Source organism: Sandarakinorhabdus rubra (assembly GCF_010994245.1).
Taxonomy (GTDB): Bacteria; Pseudomonadota; Alphaproteobacteria; order Sphingomonadales; family Sphingomonadaceae; genus Sandarakinorhabdus; species Sandarakinorhabdus rubra.
This window is the reverse complement of the sequence record NZ_WMHO01000142.1, coordinates 1-6,949: the sequence shown is the minus strand read 5'-3', so window position 1 is coordinate 6,949 and position 6,949 is coordinate 1. Positions and strand designations below refer to the sequence as shown.

General features: G+C 69.3%; 9 protein-coding genes. 6 read left to right on the top strand and 3 right to left on the bottom strand.

All coding sequences use genetic code 11. The annotated features are described in order from the left end of the window. Window positions 1–1,292: sensor histidine kinase (locus GJV64_RS09635; protein WP_164157029.1), on the bottom strand; the 1,292-nt coding region annotated here is incomplete at its 3' end. 43 nt (window positions 1,293–1,335) lie between these two features. Next, window positions 1,336–2,025, bottom strand: a complete 690-nt coding sequence (locus GJV64_RS09630; protein ID WP_164157028.1) for a response regulator transcription factor — start codon at window positions 2,023–2,025, stop codon at window positions 1,336–1,338. Between the two features lie 97 nt (window positions 2,026–2,122). Here GJV64_RS09630 and GJV64_RS09625 point away from each other — a divergent pair, with 97 nt between their 5' ends. The 5 genes from GJV64_RS09625 to GJV64_RS09605 are packed head-to-tail and all read left to right on the top strand — an operon-like array spanning window position 2,123 to window position 5,268. After that, complete coding sequence (locus GJV64_RS09625) at window positions 2,123–3,250, top strand: DUF3089 domain-containing protein (protein WP_164157027.1); 1,128 nt, start codon at window positions 2,123–2,125, stop codon at window positions 3,248–3,250. Further along, window positions 3,250–3,726: a Holliday junction resolvase RuvX gene (ruvX, locus tag GJV64_RS09620; RefSeq protein ID WP_408014979.1), complete on the top strand. Its 477-nt coding sequence runs from the start codon at window positions 3,250–3,252 to the stop codon at window positions 3,724–3,726. The genes GJV64_RS09625 and ruvX overlap by 1 nt, the downstream gene beginning before the upstream one ends. Beyond that, window positions 3,726–4,088, top strand: coding sequence for a peptide-methionine (R)-S-oxide reductase MsrB (gene msrB, locus GJV64_RS09615; RefSeq protein ID WP_164157026.1), 363 nt, complete (start codon window positions 3,726–3,728; stop codon window positions 4,086–4,088). The genes ruvX and msrB overlap by 1 nt, the downstream gene beginning before the upstream one ends. Continuing rightward, the gene (locus GJV64_RS09610; RefSeq protein WP_164157025.1) at window positions 4,088–4,972 is read left to right on the top strand and encodes a peptidylprolyl isomerase; all 885 of its coding nucleotides are present in this window, start codon (window positions 4,088–4,090) and stop codon (window positions 4,970–4,972) included. Before msrB ends, GJV64_RS09610 begins: the two co-directional genes overlap by 1 nt. Then, window positions 4,969–5,268, top strand: coding sequence for a DUF952 domain-containing protein (locus GJV64_RS09605; RefSeq protein WP_164157024.1), 300 nt, complete (start codon window positions 4,969–4,971; stop codon window positions 5,266–5,268). The genes GJV64_RS09610 and GJV64_RS09605 overlap by 4 nt, the downstream gene beginning before the upstream one ends. Here GJV64_RS09605 and GJV64_RS09600 read toward each other — a convergent pair. Then, a complete protein-coding gene (locus GJV64_RS09600; RefSeq protein ID WP_235927684.1) occupies window positions 5,265–5,885 on the bottom strand; it encodes a glutathione S-transferase family protein in 621 nt (206 codons plus the stop codon). The genes GJV64_RS09605 and GJV64_RS09600 overlap by 4 nt on opposite strands. Before the next feature lie 79 nt (window positions 5,886–5,964). Between GJV64_RS09600 and GJV64_RS09595 the strand changes: the two genes are divergently transcribed. After that, window positions 5,965–6,949 (top strand): trypsin-like peptidase domain-containing protein (locus GJV64_RS09595; RefSeq protein WP_164157023.1); only part of this gene is annotated, 985 nt, incomplete at its 3' end.

Below are 6,949 nucleotides of genomic sequence, written 5' to 3'. Positions count from 1 at the left end.
TGCCGGCCGCGCGCCGCGTCCAGCCGACCAAAGCGCCGCAGTGCCTCGCGCCGGCTGCCGGTGGGGATGCCGGGGCCGTGATCGCCCACCAGCAGCCGGGCGCCGCTGTCGGTGTTCTCCACGCCCAGTTCGATGATCTTGCCGGCCGCGCCATAGCGCAGCGCGTTGTCGATCAGGTTGGCGAGCGCCCGGCCCAGCAACTGGCGATGGGCACGGGCGATCACCCGGGTCAGGCCGGGCTGCACCTTCATCGTCACGCCGGCATCCTCGGCCAGCGGCTCATACATGTCGGCCAAGTCGGTCACCATCGCCGACAGGTCGACATCGGTGAAGCTGTCGCGGCCGATGCCGGCCTCCGCGCGGCTGATCTCCAGGCTGTTGTCGAGCATGCCGAGCAGCGAATCCGCCTCGGCCGACACGGCTGCCAGATCGGCGGCATCAACGGTCGTGCCTTCGCCCAGCTTGTCGATGCGCGCCTTCAGCCGGGTGAGCGGGGAGCGCAGGTCGTGCGCCAGCCCGTCGGTGACGGCGCGCAGTTCGTCGAGCAGGGCGCCGATGCGCGCCAGCATCACGTTGAAGGCCTGGCCCATGCTGTCGAAGGCGTCGCCGGGCGGGCCATCGGGCACCGCCACGCGGGCATCGAGCTTGCCGGCTGTCACCTCGCCCACCACGTCGGCGATGCCGCGCGCCCGGTCCTCGATGATGCGCGAAATCACCCGGCTCGACAGCCAGGCCAGCAGCAGCGCCACCGGCAGCGCCAGCGCCAGCGTGCGGGTGAGGGTGCGCTGCAACAGCACCTCGGCTTCCAGGCTGCGGCCGATCAGCAGGCGATAGCCATCCGGCATCGGCCGTGCGGTCACCATGTAGGGGGCGGTATCCCCCTGTTCGGACTGCATGGCCGGCACCCGGTAGTAGCCGCTGTCCACCGGCACGTCGGCCGGCCAGCGGGCCAGGTTGCCGAGCAGCAGAACCCCTTGGGCATCGGCAAGGTGAATCACCAATGGCCCTGGCACACCCAGTTCGCCATCAAGGATGGTGACCGCGCTTTCGATGCCCTCGCTGCGCCAGGCGGCCAGCGCGGCATCGGCAATGGCGTCCACGCGCGCCTGTGCCTCGGCCTCCACCTGGCTCTGGGTGGCGCGTTCGAGGAGGATCAGGAGCAGGCTGGATCCCACCAGCAGCACGATGAAGAACAGCGCGCTGATCCGCGCCGTGGTGGTGCGCGGCGACAGGCGTGTGCTCAGGCGGTGCAGAAAAGTTGGTGTCCAGAAGGAGGGGCCGGGGCGCGGCATCAGTGCGGCCTCCATCGGGCCTGGCGGGCTGGCCGTTCGCGGATCAGACCGAAACCGGTTCGCCGCCCACGCGGTATCCGGCGCCGCGCACCGTCTGCACGATATTGCCGGCGCCGCCTTCATCCAGCTTCTTGCGCAGGCGGCTCACATGCACGTCGATCACGTTGGTGCCCGGATCGAAATGATAATCCCACACGCCTTCCAGCAGCATGGACCGGGTGACGACCTGGCCCTTGTGGCGCACCAGATATTCCAGCAGGCGAAACTCGCGCGGCTGCAAATCGATGCGACGGCCGGCCCAGGTGACGCGGCGCGCGAGCAGATCAAGCTCCAGATCGCCTTCCACCAGCCGGGTCACCTCGCCGCCAGTCTTGCCGCGGCGCTGCACGGCCTCCAGCCGGGCGAGCAGCTCGGCAATCTCGAACGGCTTGGTGACATAATCATCGGACCCGGCGCGCAGGCCCTTCACACGCTCATCAAGGCTGGCGAGCGCCGAGAGCATCACGACCGGCGTGTTGTTGCCGCTGGCGCGCAGGCGGGACAACAAGGTGAGGCCATCCAGTTCCGGCAACATCCGGTCGAGCACGATGGCGGCATAATGGCCGGCCATGGCCAGTTCCAGGCCAAGGACTCCATCGCCGGCAATATCAACGTGGTAGCCAGCTTCACGCAGGCCCTGCGCGACATGTTCGGCCACGGTGGCATCGTCTTCGACGCACAGGATATTGTTCATGTCTGTGACTTTATGCCGCTTTGCGGCATGAAAACAAGACCCGGTTTGTTCGACTTTGCATTTCACCTCGCCGGGGCTGGCTGCTAAGGCGCTGGACATGACCGCGCGACTGTTTCTGTGGCTGGTCGCGGCCATCACCTTCATCGTGATCGCCGCGGCGCTGACCTGGCGGCTGGCCGGTGACCGGCTGCTCACCGCGGCGCTGGTGCCGGGCAGTGCCTTCGACAAGGCGGCGGCCGGGCCGGCCTATGATTATGCGCGGGCGCAAAGCTGGGCGGCGCGCCCCGGCATGGCAGCAGACCCCACCAGCTTCCGGCCCGAAGGCGCAGCACCGCAGGCCAAGGGGAGCGTGCCGGTGTTCTTCATCCCCCCCACCGCCGCCTTCGGCACTGCACAATGGAACGGCCGTTCCGGCGAGGGCGAGACGGGCAAGCGGCTGGCCGGATTCCTGCGCACCGAGGCCAGCGCGCTGGCCAACGCTGGCCCGCTGTGGGCGCCGCACTATCGCCAGGCCGTGCTGGGCAGCTTCCTGGCCGACGCACCGGACACCAGAGCCAGCGCGCGGGCGGCACGCGATCTGGCCTATGCCGACGTGAAGGCGGCGTTTGCGGCTTTTCTCGCCGCCCAGCCGAAGGACAGCCCCATCGTGCTGGCCGGGCACAGCCAGGGGGCGCTGCACCTGATGCGCCTGATGGCCGAGGAGGTGGCGGGCACCCCGCTCGCCGGCCGGGTGGTGGCGGCCTATGTGGTGGGCTGGCCGGTTTCGGTGTCCGCCGATCTGCCGGCGCTGGGCCTGCCGGCCTGCACGGCGCGCGCGGAGGCCGGATGCGTCCTGTCGTGGCAGAGTTTTGCCGAGCCGGCCGAGCCGAGGGCGATCCTCGCCATCTATGACAGCAGCAACGGACTCACCGGCAGGCCACGGCGCGGCACGCCCATGCTGTGCAGCAATCCCCTGACGGGCGGTACCGGCGGCAGCGCGCCAGCGAGCGCGAACCCCGGCAGCCTGGTGCCGTCGGCCAGCCTGGAACAGGGCCGGCTGGTCAGCCCCGGCGTGCCGGCGCGCTGCGATGCGCGAGGGCTTCTGCTCATTGGCGAGGCGCCAAGTGGCTATCCGGCCTTCGTGCTACCCGGCAATAATTTCCACGTGTTCGATTATCCGTTGTTCTGGCAGGCCGTGCGGCAGGACGTGGCGGCGCGTGCGGCGGTGTGGGCAAAGGCGCATTGATCACGGCCCCGATCACTGGCAGCGCTCCCGAATTCGCGGCGCTGCTGCCCACCGGGGGGCGCCTGGGCGGGCTGGATGTCGGCACCAAGACGATCGGCCTCGCCACCTGCGATGCCGGCTGGGCCTTTGCCAGCCCGGCCCATACCATCGCCCGCACGAAGTTCGCCGCCGATCTGGCCGCGCTGAAGGACTGGGCGGGGCGCGAGCGGCTCGCCGGCTTGGTGATTGGCCTGCCATTGAGCATGGACGGCAGCGATTCGCCGCGCACCCAGTCAGTCAGGGCCTTTGCCCGCAACGTGGCGCCGCTGGGGCTGCCGGTGCTGTTGTGGGATGAACGCTGGTCCACCGCGGCTGTCGAGCGTGCGATGATCGCCGAGGATCTGTCGCGCGCGCGCCGCGCCGAACGGGTGGACAGGCTCGCCGCCAGCTATATCCTGCAGGGCGCGATCGATGCCCTTTCCCGCTGGAGAGACTGATGAGCTGCCTGACCCCCGAGGCCCGTGCCGTGTTGTTCGAACACGCGACCGAACGGCCCTTTTCCTCGCCGCTGAACGATGAAAAGCGCCAGGGCGACTATCATTGCGCTGGCTGCGGGGCGCTGCTCTACCGGTCCGCCACCAAGTATAACTCCGGCTCCGGCTGGCCGAGCTTCTGGGACGCGGTGGAGGGTGCCGTGGCGACCCGCACCGACACCAGCCATGGCATGGTCCGCACCGAGGTGCATTGCGCCGGGTGCGGCGGCCATCTCGGCCATGTCTTCCCCGATGGCCCGCGGCCAACGGGGCTGCGGCATTGCATCAACGGCCTCGCCCTCGACTTCGTGGCCGAGGAAGCCTGATGCGCCGCGCCCCCACTCTCGCACTGGCCCTTTTCGCCGCGCCGCTGCTGCTGGCCCAGGCGCCCGCGCCCGAAGCGCCGCCCGTCTACAACGCTGCCGATGGCATCATCGCCAATGCACCGGCCGGTCACTGGCTCGATATCGCGCCCGATGACCTCATGGTGATGGACACCACGGCCGGCCAGATGGTGATCCAGCTGGCCCCCGCCTTCGCCCCGGCGCACGTCGCTGCCATCAAGCGGCTGGTGCGCCAGGGTCAGTTCGACGATGGCCGCATCGTGCGCGTGCAGGACAATTATGTGGTGCAATGGACGGCGCGCCCCGATCCCGCTGCGCCTAAGCCCGCGCCGCTGCCGCCGGAGTATGAGCGTCCGCTGGCTGGCCTCAGCTTCGCGCCGTCGCCCTATCGCGACACCTATGCCGAGGCCGGGTTCGTGGCCGGCTGGCCGGTGGCACGCGATGCGGCCGCCGGAACGGTGTGGCTGGCGCACTGCTATGCCACCGTGGGCGTGGGCCGCGACAACCCGCCCGACACCGGCGACGGCACTGAGCTCTACACGGTGATCGGCCACGGCCCCCGCCATCTGGATCGCAACATCGCCAATGTCGGCCGGGTGCTGGCCGGGATCGAGCCGCACGCCGCCCTGCCGCGCGGCACCGAGGAACTGGGTTTCTACAGGACGGAGCCTGAGAAGACGAAGATCACCCGCGTGCGGCTGGCCAGCCAGATCCCCGGCTTTCCGAAGTGGCAGATGATGGACACCGCCTCGCCCAGCTTTGCCGCCGTGGTCAATGCCCGCGCCAACCGCACCGGCTTCATCATCCGTCCGGCCGGGGCCGCCGATCTGTGCAACCTGCGCGTACCGGTGCGGCAGGCGAAATGACGCCGGTCATCAAGCTGCTGCGCGCCGGTGAATGGGCGCAGTTCCAGCGTGATGGCGTCTTCGCCGGCTCGCCCGATGATCTGCGCGACGGTTTCATCCATCTCTCGACGCCCGCCCAGGCGCCAGGCACGGCCGCCAAGTGGTTTGCCGGCGAGGCGGGCGTGATGGCGCTCACCTTTGATGCCGATGAACTGGCTGGCGAGCTCAAATGGGAGGCGTCGCGCGGCGGCGAGCTGTTCCCACACCTCTATCGGCCGCTCAGGCTGGCCGAACTGATCGAGGCCGCGCCGATCTAGGCTGCCTGCGCCAGTTTCGCCCGCCGGAAACCGTCGCGGGCCTGGGCGCGTTCCCACAAGCCGAGGCAGTGCGGCCCCAGCTCCCCAAGGTGGCCCAGCGTTTCGGCCAGCAGAAAGGCATAGGCCACCGCGATGTCGGCCACGGTGAACTCCTCGCCCATCAGCCAGGTTCGGCCATCGGCCAGATGCCGTTCCACCCAGAGCGTGCGGGCGATGAACCAGCGCCGATAGTCGGAGGCCACCTTGGGGTTCCGGTTCTCCGGCTTTTCGAGCAGCGTGTAGCGCAGCACCAGCGTTTGCGGGAAGGTGAGCGTCGCGTCGGACTGGTGCAGGAAATTGAGATAGGCGCCATAGCGCGGATCATCGGGCGCGATGCGCAAGGCGCCCGCCTTTTCAGCCAGATACTGGCAGATGCCGGCGCTCTCCGTCATCTTCACGTCCCCATCGGTGAAGAAGGGGATGGTACCCAGCGGGTTGATCTCGAGATAGGCCGGTTCAAGCCAGCGTGGCGGGAAGGGCAGCAGCACCAACTCATACGGCAGGCCCAGTTCCTCCAGCGCCCACAGCACGCGGAAGCTGCGGGCATCCCGGCAGTGCCAGAGTTTCATCATCGTCATGGCCCCGGCCCCCTTCGCAATCGCGCAACCGCACCCATATTCATGGCGGCTTAAACTTGGCCGGGCAATGACCGGCTGCATGAACAGGATCGTCACGCGCATGGTGCAGGGCACGAAAATGCTGGCCGGGGTGGCACTCGGCATCGCGGCGGGGGCCGGGCTGGCGGTGGGCATCGCCCGCCTGTCTGATGCGGGCCACGTGGCGGCGCAGATCCCGCCGATGGACCAAACCGAGCTGCCGCGCGCCGTGCCGGCGCCGGGCCAGGTGGCGATGAGCTTCTCGCCCGTCGTCAAGGCGGCGGCGCCGGCGGTGGTCAACATCTACACCGCCACCGTCGAGCGCGGTCCGCGCAGCATGAACGAGGAGTTCATCCGCCGCTTCTTCGGCGGCGCCCCGGTGCAGCCGCGCGTGCAGCAGTCGCTGGGATCGGGCGTGATCGTCGGCGCCGATGGCCTGATCGTCACCAACAACCATGTCGTGGAAGGCGCCGATCAGATATTGGTGGCGCTGGCCGATCGCCGCGAGTTCAAGGCTCGCATCCTGTTCGCTGACCCGCGCCTCGACCTTGCCCTGCTGAAGGTGGAAACCGACGGCGCCAAGCTGCCGGTGATCCGCATGGCCGACAGCGACCGGGTGGAGGTGGGCGATGTCACGGTGGCCATCGGCAACCCGTTCGGGGTCGGCCAGACGGTGACCACCGGCATCGTCTCGGCGCTGGCCCGTACCGGCATCGGCGTGTCGGACTGGCAGTTCTTCATCCAGACGGACGCTGCCATCAACCCCGGCAACTCGGGCGGCGCGCTGCTCGATGCGCAGGGGCGGTTGATCGGCATTCCCACCGCCATCTTCAGCCGCACCGGCACCTCGGCCGGGATCGGCTTTGCCATCCCTTCGAAGATGGTGCGCGTGTTCCTGACCGCGGCCGACAAGGGCAAGCTGGTCTCCGGCTGGATCGGAGTGGAGGGCGAGGCGTTGACCGCCGACACCGCGAGGCAGCTCGGCCTCGACCGCCCGGGCGGCCTGCTGGTCACCGGCGTCGTGCCGGGCAGCCCCGGCGCGCGGG

Excerpts from the sequence above, each read along its gene's own strand:
- GJV64_RS09630 (WP_164157028.1), bottom strand. The coding sequence starts at position 2,025 with ATGAACAATATCCTGTGCGTCGAAGACGATGCCACCGTGGCCGAACAT.
- GJV64_RS09625 (WP_164157027.1), top strand. The coding sequence starts at position 2,123 with ATGACCGCGCGACTGTTTCTGTGGCTGGTCGCGGCCATCACCTTCATC.
- msrB (WP_164157026.1), top strand. The coding sequence starts at position 3,726 with ATGAGCTGCCTGACCCCCGAGGCCCGTGCCGTGTTGTTCGAACACGCG.
- GJV64_RS09610 (WP_164157025.1), top strand. The coding sequence starts at position 4,088 with ATGCGCCGCGCCCCCACTCTCGCACTGGCCCTTTTCGCCGCGCCGCTG.
- GJV64_RS09605 (WP_164157024.1), top strand. The coding sequence starts at position 4,969 with ATGACGCCGGTCATCAAGCTGCTGCGCGCCGGTGAATGGGCGCAGTTC.
- GJV64_RS09600 (WP_235927684.1), bottom strand. The coding sequence starts at position 5,885 with ATGACGATGATGAAACTCTGGCACTGCCGGGATGCCCGCAGCTTCCGC.